Origin of the sequence: Streptomyces chilikensis, assembly GCF_001642695.1 — a bacterium.
Lineage (GTDB): Bacteria > Actinomycetota > Actinomycetes > Streptomycetales > Streptomycetaceae > Streptomyces > Streptomyces chilikensis.
In genome coordinates, this window is the sequence record NZ_LWCC02000005.1 from 273,167 (window position 1) to 288,709 (window position 15,543).

10 protein-coding genes and 1 pseudogene are annotated in these 15,543 nt (G+C 73.8%); 5 read left to right on the plus strand and 6 right to left on the minus strand.

Going from position 1 to position 15,543, the window contains the following annotated elements:
* Positions 1-130: 130 nt before the first annotated feature.
* Complete coding sequence (locus tag A2U95_RS01425; protein WP_240957395.1) at positions 131-847, minus strand: NPP1 family protein; 717 nt, start codon at positions 845-847, stop codon at positions 131-133.
* 423 nt (positions 848-1,270) lie between these two features.
* On the minus strand, positions 1,271-2,848 hold the full coding sequence (locus A2U95_RS01430; RefSeq protein ID WP_166020430.1) for a phytoene desaturase family protein: 1,578 nt from the start codon (positions 2,846-2,848) through the stop codon (positions 1,271-1,273).
* Between the two features lie 175 nt (positions 2,849-3,023).
* On the opposite strand from A2U95_RS01430, the gene A2U95_RS01435 reads away from it, so the two are divergent.
* A complete protein-coding gene (locus A2U95_RS01435) occupies positions 3,024-3,311 on the plus strand; it encodes a zinc-ribbon domain-containing protein (RefSeq protein ID WP_166020431.1) in 288 nt (95 codons plus the stop codon).
* 102 nt (positions 3,312-3,413) lie between these two features.
* Here the strand turns inward: A2U95_RS01435 and A2U95_RS01440 are convergent, their stop codons facing one another.
* Positions 3,414-6,227, minus strand: coding sequence for a penicillin acylase family protein (locus A2U95_RS01440; protein WP_420856942.1), 2,814 nt, complete (start codon positions 6,225-6,227; stop codon positions 3,414-3,416).
* A gap of 342 nt (positions 6,228-6,569) precedes the next feature.
* Between A2U95_RS01440 and A2U95_RS01445 the strand changes: the two genes are divergently transcribed.
* Together A2U95_RS01445 and A2U95_RS01450 are read left to right on the plus strand one after the other, a co-directional pair.
* A complete protein-coding gene (locus A2U95_RS01445) occupies positions 6,570-9,203 on the plus strand; it encodes an alpha/beta fold hydrolase (RefSeq protein ID WP_166020432.1) in 2,634 nt (877 codons plus the stop codon).
* Positions 9,200-10,087, plus strand: coding sequence for an ABC transporter permease (locus tag A2U95_RS01450; protein WP_166020433.1), 888 nt, complete (start codon positions 9,200-9,202; stop codon positions 10,085-10,087). Before A2U95_RS01445 ends, A2U95_RS01450 begins: the two co-directional genes overlap by 4 nt.
* Positions 10,088-10,164: 77 nt before the next feature.
* Here the strand turns inward: A2U95_RS01450 and A2U95_RS01455 are convergent, their stop codons facing one another.
* Entirely contained in the window at positions 10,165-11,856 is a 1,692-nt protein-coding gene (locus A2U95_RS01455) for a carbohydrate-binding module family 20 domain-containing protein (protein ID WP_166020434.1), read from the minus strand.
* A 513-nt stretch (positions 11,857-12,369) separates the two neighbouring features.
* On the opposite strand from A2U95_RS01455, the pseudogene A2U95_RS01460 reads away from it, so the two are divergent.
* Positions 12,370-12,573: pseudogene (locus tag A2U95_RS01460) on the plus strand (phenylacetic acid degradation protein PaaD); the annotation flags it as partial.
* Complete coding sequence (gene paaK / locus A2U95_RS01465; protein WP_166020435.1) at positions 12,563-13,909, plus strand: phenylacetate--CoA ligase PaaK; 1,347 nt, start codon at positions 12,563-12,565, stop codon at positions 13,907-13,909. The pseudogene A2U95_RS01460 and the gene paaK, both read left to right, overlap by 11 nt.
* A gap of 51 nt (positions 13,910-13,960) precedes the next feature.
* On the opposite strand, the gene A2U95_RS01470 is transcribed toward paaK, so the two are convergent.
* Both A2U95_RS01470 and A2U95_RS01475 read right to left on the minus strand, forming a co-directional pair.
* On the minus strand, positions 13,961-14,308 hold the full coding sequence (locus A2U95_RS01470; protein WP_166020436.1) for a deoxyxylulose-5-phosphate synthase: 348 nt from the start codon (positions 14,306-14,308) through the stop codon (positions 13,961-13,963).
* A gap of 93 nt (positions 14,309-14,401) precedes the next feature.
* Positions 14,402-15,439: a tetratricopeptide repeat protein gene (locus tag A2U95_RS01475; protein WP_240957153.1), complete on the minus strand. Its 1,038-nt coding sequence runs from the start codon at positions 15,437-15,439 to the stop codon at positions 14,402-14,404.
* Between the last annotated feature and the right edge of the window lie 104 nt (positions 15,440-15,543).

Sequence of the window (15,543 nt, forward strand, 5' to 3'; positions counted from 1 at the left end):
GGACGGCACGCCCCGGCGTGGGCGCGCCGTCCCCGCGACCGGGTGCTCGCGGGCGCGCCGTTCCGTCACCCGCCCGCCCCGCGGGCGCGGCCCCGCCGGCGTCCGCGTCAGGGGCGCCGCGCCCGCGGGTTCACAGCGAGGGCACGAACGGGATGCCGGACGGCTTCGCCTTCTCCAGGTGCGAGACGTAACTGCTGTCCTTCAGCCCGAAGTTGGCGCTTCCCCAGTTCGCCTGGGAGAGCTTGTCGCGCAGTCCGGCCGGGTAGCCGTCCCAGCCGACCAGCGGCGGGTACTGCCAGGTGCCCCGGTGGTTCTCCGGCGGCTCGTCGCCCGCCGTGGCGGCGCGGAAGCAGTGCGTCCCGATGCCGTCCTTGTGGTAGACGACCTTGGGGTGGGTGCCCTCCCACGGGATGCGGTCGCGGCCGTGCACGGTGAAGTCGCCGTGGTTCGACGTGGCGACGTACCGGGCGGTGCCGGTGGCCTGCTCCACCCAGACCACGATGTGCTCCCAGTCGTGGCGGTGCCCGCCGATGCTGGTGCCGGTGAGGGCCTGGTCCTTCTCGAAGTAGAGGCCGTAGACCACGGCGCACCAGCCGTTGTTGCAGGTGGCGCGGGAGTAGGCGTTGGTGTTGCCCAGGTCGAAGGCGTCGCGGCAGTCGCCGTTGAGGGCGCCGGTCGGGTTCAGTCCGCCGTTGAGCGAGCCGTCGGGGCCGATGGCGGGGGTGGCGTAGCAGCCGTCCTTGTCGTAGTCGAGCGCGGGCTGGAACTGCCGTTCCAGGGTGGTGGCGTTGGCCGGCAGCGCGGACGGCGGTGCGGCCTGCGCGGGCCCGGCGATCGCGAGCAGCAGCGCGAAGGCGCCGCCCGTGACGCCGAGCGCACGGGCGGTGCGGCGGGTGCGGGGTCTGACGGGGCGTGAGGGCCGTCCGGACAAGAGCTTCTCCTCAACTCGTCTGCGCGCGCCGTGACATGGGACATCGGGTGGCGCTTCTGCGCGCGGAGGACACTCTGCCGGGAATTGGTGACGTGCTCATGAAAAACGGCCCAACAGCCCCGGGAGGTACGGGGTGAAGGTCTTCACCGCCGTCCCGGGAACGCAGAAGGACGGGGCGGGCCGTCCCGTCCTCCCCGGGGACGGGCTCTCCCCCCGCCGCCCCGTCCCGGGGCCGGCCCTGGCCGCGCGAGCCGCACGAGCGGCGCGAGCGGCCGGACGCGGCCCCGTCCGGCGGGGAGTTCCCCGGGGCGGGGCGGCGGTGACGTGGGGAGGCGGGGGTCAGAGCTGTTCGAGCGCCGCCATCGCCGCGTTGTGGCCGCCCAGCGCGGAGACCGCGCCGCCGCGGACCGCGCCGGAACCGCAGAGCAGGACCGAGGGGTGACGGGTGGCCACGCCCCAGCGGGAGGCGGGGGTGGTCAGGTCGGCGGCGTCGGCGGCCCAGGGCCAGGCGAGGTCGCCGTGGAAGATGTGACCGCCGGGCATCGCCACGTCCGCCTCGATCTCCTGGGGGATCTTGGCCTCCAGACAGGGCCGCCCGTCGGCGTCACGGGCCACCACCGACCCGATCGGGTCGAGGAGGTGCTCGTCCAGCGAGGCGACGGCGCGGCGCACCGCCTCCGCCTTGCGTTCGGCGCGGGTGGCCGGGTCCTCGAAGAGGGTGGCGGGGAGGTGGAGGCCGAAGTAGGTGAGGGTGTGGGTGCCCTCAGGGACGTCGCCGAGGACGGAGGGGTCGGTGAGCGAGTGGCAGTACACCTCTCCGGGCAGGCGGCTCGGAACACGGCCCGCGGCGGCCTCGGCGTGGGCGGTCTCCAGGTCGGCGTAGTCCTCGTTGAGGTGGAGGGTGCCCGCGAAGGCGACACGGGGGTCGGCGCCGGACCGGAGGCGGGGCAGCCGGTCGAGCAGGAAGTTGATCTTCAGTTGGGAGCCCACCGGCTTGTCGGCCGGGTCGCGGTGCTCGCCGAGGAGCCCGTCGAGCACCCACGGCGCGGCGTTGGAGAGCACGAGGCGCGCCTCGAGGGCGGGCCCGCCCGCGATCTCCACCTCGGCGCCGCCGGGGCCGGGCCGGACGGCGGTGACCTCGGCGCCCGTCACCAGCTCGGCGCCCGCGCGGACGGCCGAGGCGGCCAGGGCGTCGGTGACCGCGCCCATCCCGCCGACCGGGACGCGCCATTCCCCGGTGCCGTTGCCGATCAGGTGGTAGAGGAAGCAGCGGTTCTGGACCAGCCCCGGGTCGTGCAGGCCGGCGAAGGTGCCGATCAGCGCGTCCGTGGCGACGACGCCGCGCACGGTCCCGTCCGCGAAGCGCCGCTCCAGCGCCTCGCCCAGCGGCCGCCGCACGACCTCCTCCCAGATGCCCGCGTCGACCCGCCGCCGCAGGTCGCCCTCCCTGGGGAGCGGTGCGGTGAGGGTGGGCGCCAGGACCTCGGCGAGTTCGCCGACCTGTGCGTAGAACGCGCTCCACGCCTCGTACGCCTCGTCCGACCCGGTCAGGCGGCGGAAGCTGTCCCGCGTGGCCGGGCCCTCGGGGCGTTCCACCAGCAGTCCGCCGGGCACGCCGTCGCGCAGGACGGGCGTGTAGGAGGCGGTGGAGCGGGAGGCCAGCTCGAGTCCGAGGCCGAGGTCCCGGATGATCCGCTCCGGCATCAGGGAGACCAGGTAGGAGTAGCGGGAGAGCCGGGTCGGGCGTCCGGGGAAGGCCTGGGCGGAGACCGCGGCGCCGCCGGTGCGGTCCAGGCGCTCCAGCACGGCGACGGAGAGGCCGGCCCGGGCCAGGTAGGCGGCCGCGGCGAGGCCGTTGTGGCCGCCTCCGACCACGACGACGTCGTAGGCGGTGCGGCTCGGCTTGATCGGTGTCATGGCCCATACCTTGGCGCACGGCACGCGGCCGGTGCGCATGGGACCGCCTCCCGCGGTGACCCGGAGGGTGTACGCGGAGGTCGCCGGGCCGCTGGGGGGAACCCCGCGGCCCGAGGGACACGTTCCACCGCTGCGGGTACTGTGAGCGCACGCCGCCAGGGGGAAGGACCACAAGATGATCATTTTTGGCACCAAGGGCTACCTGTACCAGCTCGCCATGCTGACGCTGGTGTGCGGCAGCTGCGGCAATCCCTCCGCGCACGCGCTGCGCAAGCACGTCACGAAGTTCACGCTGTTCTTCGTGCCGCTCTTCCCGGTCTCGGTGAAGTACTCGACGCAGTGCACCTTCTGCGGGGCGCAGCGGCGGCTGGGCGCCGCGGAGGCCGAGCAGCTCCAGGCGGGCGCGGCGGGCGGGCAGGGCAACCCGGTCCAGGGCCGGCCGCAGCAGCCGTACCAGTCCTGACGTCCCGCCCAATCCCTCCGCACGACGACGGCGGCGGGCCGGGTGCGGCCCGCTGCCGTCGTCGTGTCGTCTCGTCGTGCGCTCCGTGCGGTTCCGGCGGTCCTAGCGGTCCTGGCGGTGGGAGCGGAACTCGACGACCTGCTGGTAGGTGGGACGGTTCTGCCAGCTGACCGGGGCGTGGGTGATGCCGCCCAGCGCCCGGTGGATCACGGCGTCGGCGCACCACTGGTCGCCCGCGTCGCAGTGCTCGTCGCCGGGGTAGACCTGGGCCGGGGTGCGTCCGGCGGCCTCCTTGAGCGTCCGGGTCAGCACCTGCCGGCAGTCGGCGAGGTCGCCGGCGCCGCAGTAGGGGCGGGCCAGGCCGCCCTCCACCTCGTCGCCGAGCACGGCCCGTACGTCCTTGTCGACATAGCTCCACCAGCCGTACTGGAAGGCGCTTCCGGCGTGCCCGCCGGTGGGGCCGTGCGCCGCCCCCGGCGGTTCGTCGACCGGCAGGTTGGCCTCGATGGCCGCGTACAGGCCGTCGCCGAGACCGGGACCGAACTGGGCCTTGACCAGCAGCGGCCACCACGCGTCGAGGATGCGGACGGCCTCGGCGTGGGCGTACCGCTTCGAGCCGGGTGAGGTCTCGGTGCGCAGCGAGCCCGCCGCGTTCCAGGCGGAGAGCCTGCCGATCGCCTCGGTGACCGCCGGGTCGTCGACCGGGCCGCTGCGCAGCACCCGCAGCAGCCCGGGCAGCACCTGTTCGGCGCGCAGGTCGGCGAGGCCGGCCTCGGCCATGGCGCGGGTGAGCGACGCCCGGGTGACGTTCCCCTCCCCGACCAGTTCCCGGACCCTGTCGTCGAGGAGGTCGCCGCGGTGGACGGAGCCGTTGCCCCAGGAGGCGGCGGTGTAGCCGTCGGCGAGTTTGTTGTTCCAGGAGATGTAGTAGTCCTGGTCGACCGACTGGGGGTGCTCGGCCGGCGGCGTGTAGGCGGCCCTGTTGTTCTCCGGGTTCCAGTCGCGCCACTCGTAGCGGGGGTCGGCCCAGGCCGGGAGGTCCGGGTCGACCCCGGCGGCCCGCACCGGGTTGTCGCCGCTGTTGTAGTAGGCGGTGTGGCCGGCGTCGGCGTAGAGCCAGTTGAAGGTGAAGTTGATGTGCTGGGTGGCCTGCTGGAAGGACCGCGGGCCGGTGACGTGTCCGGGGTCGTTGAGCATCTGGAAGCCGACGATCGAGTCGACCTCGTGCCGGTAGGAGGAGCGCAGGGTGGTGTAGGCGACCTTCTTGCCGCCGACCGTGGCGCGGTACTCCACCGGTCCGTACCTGGTCAGCCAGGCGCGCATCGTGTAGGAGCCGGCGGGAGTGGAGTCGGCGACGGTGGGCTTCCAGGAGTTGGTGTGCTCGACCTTCTCCATGGCGACGCACTCGCCGCGGTACAGGTAGTGGAAGTCGTCCTGGCACAGTTCCACGGCGTAGGTGTCGATGATGTCCTGTGCCGAGGTGGTCGCGGACCAGGCGTAGTCCTGGCCGCGCCCGAGCTGGACGTACATGGACAGTCCCGCGAAGGAGGCGCCGCGGGCGCTGATGCCGGGGCCCTGGATCTCCTGCAGCAGCAGGAGCTGGGGGGCGAAGTAGCCGGTCTGCGGCCCGAACACGGCGACGGGGTGGCCGCTCGCGGTGTGCTCGCCGCTGACCACGAGCGCGTTGGACATGCCGCGCCGGGCCGAGCCTGCGGCCGCCTCGGCGGCCGCCCTGGCGGCGTCGTCCGCCGTGGCCGTCGCGGCGCTGCCGGTGCGGTTGTGCACCAGCGGTTCGCGGGTCACCGATCCCGGGTCGGGCAGTGCCGTGCCCCGCGGGTCGTCGGGCTTGACGGCGTAGGGGAACGCGGCGCCGCGGACCGTGACCGTCGCCTCGGGGTCGTCGCGCTGGCGGAAGGACTCCCAGACCCGGGTGCCCTCCTCGACGCCGTAGCGGGACTGGGCGGCGAGCAGCGAGAGGGCGTTCTCGACCTCTCCCCCGCCGCCGGAGCCGAAGAGGGCGCCGATCACCGAGGCCAGGGCGACCAGGTCGGTGAGCTTGAAGCGCTCGATCCGGCCGAGGTTGAGGACGGCGTCCTTGTGGCCGGTGAGCACGTACTCGCCGGGGAAGTAGCGGCCCTTGTCGGAGGCGGCGATGTAGGCGTTGACGCCGTCCACGTAGGCCTGCGCGTCGGCCAGGGCCTGGCGGCCGCGTTCGCCGTTCTCGGCGGCCACCCGGTCGATCTGGGCCTGGAGTTCGGCCTCGGTGTAGGGGGCGGAGCGCCAGAACTCCTGCTCCAGGGCCTGGTTGCCCAGGGCGCCGCCCGCGAAGGAGGTGAGCCGTCCGCGTCCGACGTGGCGGAAGACGTCCATCAGCCACAGCCGGTCCTCGGCGGCGGCGTACCCGGCGCCGAACTCGGTGCCGTAGCGGGTGGTGCCGGTGATGTGGGGCACGCCGGTGGCCTTGTCGCGGACGATGGTGACGTCGGTGCGTCCGGCGGGCCGCTTGGTGGAGGCGACCTGGTCGGCGGGGACGCCGAAGGAGGCGTCGTTGAAGAACTCGCCGATGGTGGCGTCGGTCAGCTCCGGGTAGCCGGTGGCCAGGCCGGCGTAGGGGCCCAGCTGGTCGTCGCTGTGCGCGGGGACGACTCCGACGGTCTGGTCGAGCAGGATCTCGGCGAGGGTGGCGGTGCCGTCGGCGCCGGGCGGCAGGATGTCCGCGCAGCCGTCGCCGCAGTGGTCGGGCACCGCGGCGGCCGCGGCCGGTGCGGCGGGGGTGCCCGGCGCGGCGGCCGAGGGCAGGGCGGGAGCGAGCAGGGCGCAGATCATGGCGCCCGTCAGCAGGCCGGCCGTTCTCCGGCCGGCGCGTCTGCGGGCGGTTCGTCTGTCAGGGGCGGTGCGTAGGGTGTGCCGGATCACGGCGGCTCCTCCCGACGGGGACGGGAGCAGGAGGTTACCGCCGGTATTCGCGCGGTTGAAGACGCCCGTGCGCCAGTTTCCTGGCAGGGACCGCCGGGTTGTGCGGCGGACCGGTGAAGGGCGGCCGCACGCCCGGGCGTCTGTCGTGCTCACGACCACGCCCCCGGGGTGCCCGCGGCGCCTCCCTGCGGCGCCGCACCGGGTCTCCCTGCCCCAACCGGCTTGCCGGCCAGGGAAATCGCTCTCCCTTCCCTCTCCGGCCGCGGCGTGACGACGGGGTGGGGGAAGCTCGAGGACCGGGTACGGCCCGGCCGCCCGGGGGGCCACCCGTATCGTGGGCGCATGGATCTTCGATTGCCCAGGTGGCCACGGAGCCGTGTGCTGGCGGCGGCAGCGGCCGCCGTGGTGCTGGCGGGCGCCGGAACCTGGACGGCCGTGGCCTCCGGCGACGACGCGCCCCCGGTCCGGCACACCGAACAGATGATGACGATGGAGGGCGGGGTGCGCATCGACACCTCGTACTTCACCTCCGGCCCGTCCGGCGAGCGCCGCCCCGCGGTCCTCCTCGGCCACGGGTTCGGCAACGACAAGAAGGAGGTGCGCGGGCAGGCGGAGGAACTCGCGAGGAACGGGTACGCGGTGCTGACCTGGTCGGCCCGCGGATTCGGGGAGTCCACCGGCAGGATCGGGCTCAACGACCCGGAGGGCGAGGTCGCCGACGTCTCGCGGCTGATCGACTGGCTGGCCACCCGCCCCGAGGTGCGGCTCGACGAGGAGGGCGACCCCCGGGTGGGCGCCGCCGGCGCCTCCTACGGCGGGGCGATCGCCCTGCTGGCCGCCGGCCACGACGGCCGGATCGACGCGCTGGCCCCGGCGATCACCTACTGGAACCTCTCCGACGCGCTCTTCCCCAACGGGGTCTTCAAGAAGCTGTGGGCCGGGACGTTCATCACCTCCGGCGGCGGCTGCTCCCGTTTCGAGGAGGAGCTGTGCCGGATGTACCAGCGGGTCGCGCAGTCCGGCGAGCCGGACGCGGAGGCCATGGAACTGCTGGCCGAGCGCAGCCCGGTCGCCGTCGGCGACCGCATCAAGGCGCCGACGCTGCTCATGCAGGGCCAGAGCGATTCCCTCTTCCCCCTCGACCAGGCCGACGCCGCGGCCCGGGCCATCCGGGCGAACGGCGCCCCCGTGGCGGTCGACTGGCTCGCCGGCGGGCACGACGGCGGGGACGCCGAGGGCGACCGGGTCCTGGCCCGCACCACGGCCTGGTTCGACCGCCACCTGAAGGGCGACGAGGACGCCGGCGCCGGGCCCGCCTTCCGCGTCACCCGCACCGGCGGCGTGGACTCCAGGGACGGCGCCGCACAGCTCACCGGCGCGACCGCCGAGGAGTACCCGGGCCTGAACGGCGCCCCGCTGCGGTTCCCGCTGGCCGGGAAGGAGCAGCGGATCGAGAACCCCGCGGGCGCCGCGCCGCCCGCCGTCTCCTCGCTGCCCGGCCTCGCCGCGGGCGGCGGCATGTCCCAGCTCGCCTCGCTGGGCGTCGGGGTCTCCCTGGAGATCCCCGGCCAGTTCGCGGCCTTCGAGTCGCGGCCGCTGACCGAGGACCTGCGGATCACCGGGTCCCCGACCGCCACCCTCCGCGTCGGGTCCACCGCGGACGACGCCGTGCTCTTCGCCAAGGTCTACGACGTCGGCCCCGACGGCCGTCAGCAGGTGCTGCCCTCCCAGCTCGTCTCCCCGGTGCGGGTGCGGGCCGGCCAGGACGCGCGGATCTCGCTGCCGGTCATCGACCATGAGGTCCGCGCCGGGCACCGGCTGCGGCTGGTCCTGGCCTCCACCGACCTCGCCTACGCCTCCCCCGTCGAACCGGCGACGTACACGGTCTCCCTGAGCGGCGACCTGATGGTGCCGACCGCGCAGGACGTGAGGACGGCCGCCGCCCCGCTGCCGGCCCGGATCTGGTGGCTGCCGCTCGCCGGCCTGGTGATCGCGCTCGCGCTGCTGCTGACCGGCCGCCGCCGCGCGGCCACCGGGCCGCCGTCGGCGGACCTCGCCGAGGTGCCGCTGGAGATCACCGGGCTGAGCAAGCGGTACGCCGGCGCCGCCGACCGCTACGCGGTGCGGGACCTCTCCTTCCGGGTGGAGAAGGGCCAGGTCCTGGGCCTGCTCGGCCCCAACGGCGCGGGCAAGACGACCACCCTGCGGATGCTGATGGGCCTGATCCGGCCCGACGAGGGCGAGATCCGGGTCTTCGGCCACGCGATCCGGCCGGGCGCCCCGGTGCTCTCCCGGGTCGGCGCCTTCGTGGAGGGCGCGGGCTTCCTGCCCCACCTGTCCGGCCGGGAGAACCTGGAGCTGTACTGGCGGGCCACCGGCCGTCCGGCGCAGGACGCCCACCTGGAGGAGGCGCTGGAGATCGCGGGCCTGGGCGACGCCCTGGAGCGCGCGGTGCGCACCTACTCGCAGGGCATGCGGCAGCGCCTGGCCATCGCCCAGGCCATGCTGGGCCTGCCCGACCTGATGATCCTCGACGAGCCCACCAACGGGCTCGACCCGCCGCAGATCCGCGAGATGCGCGAGGTGATGATCCGGTACGCGGCGGCCGGCCGCACCGTGATCGTCTCCAGCCACCTGCTCTCCGAGGTGGAGCAGACCTGCACCCACCTGGTCGTGATGGACCACGGCCGACTGGTGCAGGCCGGTCCGGTCGCGGAGATCGTCGGCACCGGCGACACCCTGCTGGTCGGGACCGCCGAGCCGGTGCCCGCGCCGCTGGTGGAGAAGGTGGCCGCGCTGCCCGGCGTGGACACCGCGGTGGCCACCGACGACGGTCTGGTGGTCCGGCTCACGGCGGGCGGCGGCTCGAGCCGCCTGGTCGCCGAGCTGGTGCGGCTGGACGTGCCGGTGGAGTCGGTGGGACCGCACCGGCGCCTGGAAGACGCGTTCCTCACCCTGATCGGAGGCCCCGCATGAGCACGACGCTCACCGAGCCCGAGGCCGGCCCGGCGCGCACCGCGACCGCCGAGGGCTACCGGCCGGGGCGGACCCTTCCGCTGCGCGTCGAGTTCGCCCGGCAGCTCAAGCGCGGCCGCACCCTCGCCATGGGGGCGGTGCTGACGCTGCTCCCGGTGGTGATGGCGGTGGCCTTCGCCGTCGGCGGTGACGACGAGGAAGGACCGGGCCGCCGGATCAACCTGCTGGACACGGCGACCGCGTCCGGCGTCAACTTCGCCGCGACCTGCCTGTTCGTCTCGGCGAGCCTGCTGCTGGTGGTGCCGGTGGCGCTGTTCTGCGGCGACACCGTGGCCTCCGAGGCCAACTGGTCCTCGCTGCGGTACCTGCTGGCGGCGCCGGTGCCCCGGATGCGGCTGCTGGCGTCCAAGCTGACCGTCGGGCTGGGCATGAGCCTGGCCGCGATGGTCTGGCTGCCGCTGGTGGCGCTGACGGTGGGCGCGGTGGCCTACGGCTGGGGCCCGCTGCGCATCCCCACCGGAGGCTCGCTGCCGCTGACCGAGGCGCTCTGGCGCATGGTGCTGATCGTCGGCTACCTGTTCGTGTCCCAGCTGGTCACGGCCGGTCTGGCGTTCTGGCTCTCCACCCGCACCGACGCGCCGCTGGGCGCGGTGGGCGGGGCGGTCGGCCTGACCATCGTGGGCAGCGTCCTGGACCAGGTGGAGGCTCTCGGGCACTGGCGTGAGTTCCTGCCCGCGCACTGGCAGTTCGCCTGGGCGGACGCCATCCAGCCGCGGCCCGTGTACGACGGGATGCTGCAGGGCATGTCGGTCTCGGTGACCTACGCGCTGGTGCTCTTCGCGCTGGCCTTCCGCGGGTTCGCCCGCAAGGACATCGTGTCCTGACCCGCGCCGGCCCGCGTGCGCGAGGGGCGGCCGGGGTGCTCGCGAGCACCCCGGCCGCCCTTTTCCACGCGCCCCGGTCAGGCGCGCCAGGTGTCGTTCAGCGTGATCTGTCCGGTGGACGGCACCGTGAGGGTGCGGTTGGCGCCGGACTCCCAGGTGACGGCGCCGGCCGCGTTCTTGCGGATGTACTTGTAGGAGCAGGTGGTCCCGGCGGGCAGGGCCACGTCCAGGCTCCAGACCGGGTAGGCCGCCGGGTCGAGCTTGGGGGCCTTGGAGGTGTCCCAGCCGCCCAGCTGCGAGCAGTCGCCGGCGACGTGGACGTTCTCGCCGGGGACGGTGGTGGCGTTCACCCGGAACGCGGCCCCGGCGGCCGGCTGGACGCCTCCGGAGCAGTTGCGCGCCCCGGTGTGCAGCGCCAGCGCGGTGCCTGCGCCGAGGGTGGCGGTGAACTGGCCGGAGGAGTTGACGGTGACGGCTCGGCCGGACTGCACGTCGCAGTAGTCGCCGGCCGCCAGGGAGGTCTGGAAGGTCCGGGAGAACGAGGAGGCGGTGTGGTTGATCGCCACGTACGCCTTGCTGCCGCGGCCGAAGGCGATCCGGTCCCCGCCGTCGTCCCACCAGTTGGTCACCGCCTGCCCGCGGGCGGTGTTGCGGAGGGCGACCATGGAGGATATCTCCCGCCAGGCGTGCTGGCACTTCCACCCGTCGCTGTAACAGGCGTTCACCTGGCCGCCGTTGGGCGGACCGGCGTCGTGGTCGGTGAACTCGTAGCCGGAGTGGACGTCCGGGGACCCGTAGGGCCACGCCAGCATGAACACGTTGGCGAGGGTGTAGGCGGAACCGCTCTTGTAGTTGAGGGTCTCGCCGTTGCGTTCGGTGTCGTGGTTGTCGACGAAGACGCCGGCCTTGGAGGAGCCCAGGTAGCCCCAGGACTCGCCGTAGTTCTTCAGGTGGGCGAGGTTCTCGTTGGCGAAGACCCTCTTGAGGTCGCGGGCGTAGCGGAACTCCTGCACGTCACCGGTGTTGAGGTACTCGTCCGGCTGGACGGCCTCACCGGCCCCGTGGATCACCTCCTGCTTCCAGTAGGCGTTCGGGTTGGTCAGCCGTGACTTGATGGCCGCGAGGTCGGCGGCGGGCATGTGCTTGGCGGCGTCGACGCGGAACCCGTCGGCCCCGAGCGAGAGCAGGTCGTTCATGTACGCGGCGATGCGGCCGCGGACGTAGTCCTCGCCGGTGTCGAGGTCGGCCAGGCCGACCAGTTCGCAGTTCTGGACGTTGCCGCGGTCGCCGTAGTTGGTGATCTGCGCCGTGCAGTTGTCGAAGTCCGGGGCCGAGTAGATGCCCGGGTAGTTGTACTTGGTGTAGGAGGAGCCGCCGGTGCCGGTGCCCGAGCCGGCCGACATGTGGTTGATCACCGTGTCGACCACGACCTTCACGCCTGCCGCGTGGCAGGTGTCGATCATGCTCTTGAAGGCGGTGCGGTCGCCCAGACGGCCCGCGATCCGGTAGCTCACCGGCTGGTACGAGGTCCACCACTGGGAGCCCTGGATGTGCTCCTGCGGCGGCGACACCTGCACGTATCCGTAACCGGCGGGACCGAGTTGATCGGTGCACGCCTTGGCCACCGAGGCGAACTTCCACTCGAACAGGACGGCCGTGACGTCCTTGTCGCCGGGCGGGGCGGCCTGCGCCGGAGCCGGAGCCGCCACGACGGCCGTGGCGGCGCCCGCCACGAGAGCGAGAGCGGCGGCCGTGATCCTTCTGGCCATGTGTCCTCCACTGGGGGGAGAGGGAACGATGTGGGGAATTGCGGGGAGTTGCGGGGGATGCCGAGGGACGCGACCCGTTGCAAGAACCGGATGAGGCTTGCTGCAAGCTCTTGCATGTGTGCGCGATCGCGACCGTATGAGCGGTCCGACCAGGCGTCAAGCCCTCTCGCAGGCAGGGATTTCGAAGATCACCGGCGCAATGCGGGCGCTTCGCCCGTCGCCGCCCAGAACGAACGGCACCCTTTCCCCGTCCGCCCGGGAAGGGCGCCCCGCGCGGGTACCGCACGCCCTTCGCGGCACCCGCACCCCCTCCACCCCCACCCCCTCTCCGCCCTCCTCCGCCTCCCCTTGACAGCCCTCCCGCCCGGCTGAATTACTTGCCCCGTACACGAATACCGAATGTTCGGTCGGTCGCCCGGGGTGGTGGAATCCGTGACGCAGGCTGCTCAGGGCCCTCCGGGTCCCGCGGAGACGATGTCCGCCGCCGACGGGGCGCCGGCCCGGCCCGGCGTCGAGTTCGTCGCCCCCGCGCACGAGGACGACGTCCTGACGGCGCCCGCGACGGAGCGTGGCCGCTTCGGCCGCAGCGGCATCCACGACGTCACGGTCCGGCGCGGGGAGGAAGCGGTCGCGGAGTTCCGCGGCCGCGGCCGCAGCCGCGCGGCCGGCGGCGGAGCCGGCCGCCTCCAGCACCCGAGGAGTCGCGATGACCGCTGATCCGTCCGCCCCGCGGAACCGCCCCGCCCGCCACGGCGAGCCGCTCCCCCGGGAGCTGCTGGACCCGGCCGAGCGCCTGACCCGCGAGCGGCTGCGGGACCTCCAGCTGGAACGGCTGCGCTCCTCGCTGCGGCACGCCTACGACAACGTCGAGCGGTACCGGCGGAAGTTCGACGAGGCGGGGGTCCGCCCGGAGAACTGCCGTTCCCTCGAGGACCTGTCCCGCTTCCCCTTCACCACCAAGGGCGACCTGCGGGACACCTACCCGTTCGGCATGTTCGCCGTGCCGATGTCCGAGGTCCGCCGGGTGCACGCCTCCAGCGGCACCACCGGCCGTCCCACCGTGGTCGGGTACACGGAGAACGACCTGTCGGTCTGGGCCGACCTGGTGGCCCGCTCCCTCCGCGCCGCCGGCGGGCGGCCCGGTCACAAGGTGCACGTCGGCTACGGGTACGGCCTGTTCACCGGCGGCCTCGGCGCCCACTACGGCGCCGAGCGGGCCGGCTGCACGGTCGTCCCGGCGTCCGGCGGCATGACGGCGCGCCAGGTGCGGATCATCCAGGACTTCCGCCCCGAGATCATCATGGTGACGCCCTCCTACATGCTCACCCTGCTCGACGAGTTCGAGCGCCAGGGGGTCGACCCGCGCACCACCTCGCTGCGCGTCGGCATCTTCGGGGCCGAGCCGTGGACGGAGGAGATGCGGTGTGAGATCGAGGAGCGCGCGGGCCTGCACGCCGTCGACATGTACGGCCTGTCCGAGGTGATGGGGCCGGGCGTCGCCCAGGAGTGCGTGGAGACCAAGGACGGTCTGCACGTCTGGGAGGACCACTTCCTCCCCGAGGTCGTCGACCCGGTGACCGGCGAGGTGCTGCCGGACGGCGCCGAGGGCGAGCTGGTGTTCACCAGCCTCACCAAGGAGGCGCTGCCGGTGGTCCGCTACCGCACCCGCGACCTGACCCGGCTCCTGCCGGGCACCGCGCGGCCGGCGTTCCGCCGCATCGAGAAGATCACCGGACCCTGCGACGACATGATCATCCTGCGCGGGGTGAACGTCTTCCCGACGCAGATCGAGGAGATCGTGCTGCGCGTGCCCGGTCTCGCCCCGCACTTCCAGGTCCAGCTGACCCGGCGCGGCCGCATGGACCACATGACGGTCCTGGTGGAGGCCCGGCAGGACACCGGGGCCGAGCGGCGCGAGGAGGCGGCCCGTGCGGTGGCCCAGGGGGTCAAGGACGGTGTCGGCGTGACGGTCGAGGTGCGGATCGTCGACCCGGAGACGCTGGAGCGGTCGGTCGGCAAGCTGAAGCGGGTCAAGGACCTGCGGGACGGCTGAACCGGGCGTGCGGGGCGGCCGGGAGCGCCGAGCCGGGAACCGGGCGGCGGCTCACGGCAGTTCGGGAAGGACCAGGGCCTCGGCGACCGGCGTCCCGGTCCGCCCGGCGTACGCCAGCCGCTCGCGCACCTCCCGCACGGTGCGCGGACGGTACCCGGCGCCGCGGCCGTCGCAGCCGCTCGTGCGGAAGCGGACGCCCGCGTTCAGCAGCACGGTGAGCACCCGCCACCCCTCGTCGTCCCGCCGCGCGGGCGCGGCGAACACCGACCCGGCGTGGATCAGCGGCTCGGCGCAGCGCGGGCAGACGCGCGTGCGCCCCGCCTCGCCCGGCTCCGGGAACCCCCGCTTCCACGAGGCCCGGCAGGGCGGGCAGACGTACGACGTCCTGGCGATCCCCATGCCGTCACGGTAGCGGGACGGCTGCGAGCGGCACCAGCCGATTGCCGGGGCGGCGCCCCGCGGGGCGTGCCCCTCCCCCCGCCGCTGGTCCGGTCAGCCGAGGCTCGCGTACAGGAACAGTGCGGCGCCGAGCAGGGCCGGGGCGGCCAGCCACCAGGAACGCACCGCCGCGTAGACGCCCGCGAAGACGGTGAAGACGAGGGTGAGCACACCGGCGATCGCGGCCAGCAGGCTCAGCGCGTCGTCCAGCGGCATCTTGTCGGCCACCTGGACGCTGGTGACGATGAAGGCGATCACCGCGGCGAGCAGGCCCAGGGTGCCCAGGGACTCGGAGCGCAGCTTGGCCAGTTCGGCCTGCTCCCGCTGCTCGATGGTCCGGGCCACGCCGTCGAGCCGCCGCTCCATCTCCCTCTCCAGCCGCTCCGTCGTCTCGCGCAGGGACTCGCGGATGCGCTCGGTCTCCGCCCGCAGCCGGATGTCGGCGCGCAGCCGCTGGTACTCGATGACCCGGATCGCGTAGCCCTGCTGGCTGGAGTCCTCGAGGTCGAGCGCCCGCTGGATCGCCGTCTCGGCCTCCTCGTGCCTGCCGAGCAGGGCGCACAGCTGTCCCTTGACCGCACGGAACCTCGCCCGCTCCGGGTCCGCCTCGATCGACCGCTCCACCCGCCCGAGGGCCTGCTCCAGTTCGGCGGGGGCCACCTGCGCGCCGGACCAGCCCAGCTCGGCCAGGACGCGGGCGTGGTGGGCGATGAGGGGCTGGTTGTGCGGATAGGCGGCCAGCGCCCGCGCGGCATGGTCGACCGCGCCCGGCAGGTCGGGCCCGCCCGGGTGCAGCATGGCCATGTCGGAGTCGAGCACGGCGCGCATCGCCATGTCGTCGAAGCGTCCGGCGTGACGCTCGTAGATCCGGCGGTAGCGGTCGGAGTCCAGCGCCCGCCGGTGCCGGGCGAGCAGGACGTACAGCGCGTCGAAGGCCCGCTTCCTGTCGTCGCCGTCGGTGATCAGCGCCTCCAGCGCCGCCGCCTCCTCCTCGGTCAGCCGGTCGCAGAGCGCGCTGGCCCGCGCGTGGTACTCCGACGAGGCATGTGGGGGCATGCCCTCGAGGGCGCCGGTGATCTCGATGGAGAGCATCTCGCGTCTTCCTCCCGCCCCAGGCGCCGGCGCGCGTGCCGGCCCTTCCGTGACCCGGCCGGTGGCCGGACGACCCAGTACACCGCCCCGGCCGAAGATCCACA

Coding starts and splice junctions, on each gene's coding strand:
- A2U95_RS01445 (WP_166020432.1), top strand. CDS start 6,570: ATGGATCTTCGATTGCCCAGGTGGCCACGGAGCCGTGTGCTGGCGGCG.
- A2U95_RS01450 (WP_166020433.1), top strand. CDS start 9,200: ATGAGCACGACGCTCACCGAGCCCGAGGCCGGCCCGGCGCGCACCGCG.
- A2U95_RS01435 (WP_166020431.1), top strand. CDS start 3,024: ATGATCATTTTTGGCACCAAGGGCTACCTGTACCAGCTCGCCATGCTG.
- A2U95_RS01430 (WP_166020430.1), bottom strand. CDS start 2,848: ATGACACCGATCAAGCCGAGCCGCACCGCCTACGACGTCGTCGTGGTC.
- A2U95_RS01455 (WP_166020434.1), bottom strand. CDS start 11,856: ATGGCCAGAAGGATCACGGCCGCCGCTCTCGCTCTCGTGGCGGGCGCC.
- A2U95_RS01475 (WP_240957153.1), bottom strand. CDS start 15,439: ATGCTCTCCATCGAGATCACCGGCGCCCTCGAGGGCATGCCCCCACAT.
- A2U95_RS01470 (WP_166020436.1), bottom strand. CDS start 14,308: ATGGGGATCGCCAGGACGTCGTACGTCTGCCCGCCCTGCCGGGCCTCG.
- paaK (WP_166020435.1), top strand. CDS start 12,563: ATGACCGCTGATCCGTCCGCCCCGCGGAACCGCCCCGCCCGCCACGGC.